This window comes from Veillonellaceae bacterium, from assembly GCA_012523975.1.
In the GTDB taxonomy this organism is placed as follows: domain Bacteria; phylum Bacillota; class Negativicutes; order JAAYSF01; family JAAYSF01; genus JAAYSF01.
In genome coordinates, this window is record JAAYSF010000088.1 from 1 (window position 1) to 1,823 (window position 1,823).

3 protein-coding genes are annotated in these 1,823 nt (G+C 48.0%); 2 read left to right on the forward strand and 1 reads right to left on the reverse strand.

Features of this window, described 5'->3' with window-relative positions; translation table 11 throughout:
* Positions 1-806: hypothetical protein (locus GX348_11880; protein ID NLP42855.1), on the forward strand; the 806-nt coding region annotated here is incomplete at its 5' end.
* 145 nt (positions 807-951) lie between these two features.
* Entirely contained in the window at positions 952-1,521 is a 570-nt protein-coding gene (locus tag GX348_11885; GenBank protein ID NLP42856.1) for a DJ-1/PfpI family protein, read from the forward strand.
* 56 nt (positions 1,522-1,577) lie between these two features.
* On the opposite strand, the gene GX348_11890 is transcribed toward GX348_11885, so the two are convergent.
* The coding region (locus GX348_11890; GenBank protein NLP42857.1) for a diaminopropionate ammonia-lyase at positions 1,578-1,823 on the reverse strand (246 nt) is incomplete at its 5' end.

A 1,823-nucleotide genomic window follows, 5' to 3' on the forward strand; every position in this document is an offset into this window, starting at 1 on the left:
CTCCCAACATTATGATCGGCAGTGCTGTTGGTCTGGATTTCACCGCATTTATCGTCAACCTTGCACCTATCGCTATCGTCATTATGTTCGTAACAATCGCGCTATTGCTGTTTTGGTACCGCAATGATCTTAATATAAACGAGCAGAACCGCAATAAACTAATAAACCTTAATCCGCAAGAAGCCATAAAAGACTGGGCGCTGCTGAAAAAGTGCCTGGCAGTGCTGTCACTGACCATCATCGGCTTTATGCTGCATGGTATGCTGAATTTGGAATCAGCGACTATTGCTCTGACAGGCGCTATTCTCCTGATGCTTATCAGCAGAGCAGAGCCAGAAGAGGTATTACAGGATGTGGAATGGCCGACAATTTTTTTCTTTGCCGGCTTGTTTATTCTGGTCGGCGGCTTGAAGTCAACCGGGGTTATTCGGGAGTTGGCGGCTTGGAGCTTAACCATTACCAGCGGCAATGTCGAGCAGACAGGCTATTTGGTTCTATGGCTTTCAGCAATTGCCTCGGCGTTCATTGACAATATTCCGTTCGTGGCAACAATGATCCCGATGCTTCAGGAAATGGGGCAAATTTCGGGTATGAACCTCGACGCCATCTGGTGGTCGCTTGCCCTTGGCGCTTGCTTAGGCGGCAACGGCACCTTAATCGGCGCATCAGCCAATGTAATTGTTGCCGGTATTGCCGAGAAAAACGGCTATCCGATTTCCTTCCGGCATTTCTTTAAAATTGCTTTTCCGCTGATGATAGTATCGATAATAATCTCCCATGTTTATTTAGCACTGCGCTACTTTTAGCTTAAGTCAAACCACGATTTTCAAAGCCCTTCCAATATTTTTGGAAAGGCTTTTTTCTTTGATCTCATTTTCAGAATAATCAGAAGGAATCTGGTCGATACAGCTAGAATCAACTATTGATATCCAATATATAGGAGGTAATAATATGGCTAAAAAGATTCTAATTCTTACCGGTGACTGCGGCGAAGATTATGAGGTTAAAGTACCGCAGCAAGCTCTTATGATGCTAGGTTATGAAGTAGACATATGCGCCCCCAATAAAAAAGCCGGCGATACCCTGCAGTTAGTGGTTCATGATTTCACCGGTCTCGATACCTATATTGAGCTAACCGGACACCGAATCCCTGTTGATATATCGGCGGCTGATGCCAAAGCCGATGATTATGTTGGTCTCGTTATCCCGGGCGGCCGGGCCCCTGAATATATCCGGATGTACCCCGAAACCGTTCAATTGGTAAAAGACTTCTTTGCTGCCAACAAACCGGTTGCCGCCGTTTGCCACGGTACACAGCTTTTGGCGGCCGCGGACGTGCTCAAGGGCACCACGACTACTTCCTATCCTGCCTGTGCCGCCGAGTGCCGCATTGCAGGCGCTGAATGGAAGGATGCGCCGGTAGTCGTTAGCGGTAACCTCGTAACCGCCCAAGCATGGCCTAATCATCCTGAATGGTTGCGCGCCTTTGTTGAACTACTAGGCGCAAAAATTACTCTGTAAAACACGCAAGGCTCCCCTGGACATAAGGGGAGCCTTTACCATGTATACTATTGAGTTTAACAATCAGCCGGACTTGGATAAGCGCCGTCCCAAACAATGCGGCGATAGTTTCGACGGTCAGTATCGCCTTCAGTGCTAAAGACCAGCACATGGGACGATTTATCCAAGCCTAGAACCTGCCGCAGTCCGGCAAGTTTCGGATTAGTCATTATCAGACTGACAATTCCGGTTGTTACTGCGCCCGATTCACCGGAAATAATTCGCTCATCTGATCCTAGGGGGTTGCCCAGGATGCGCATGCC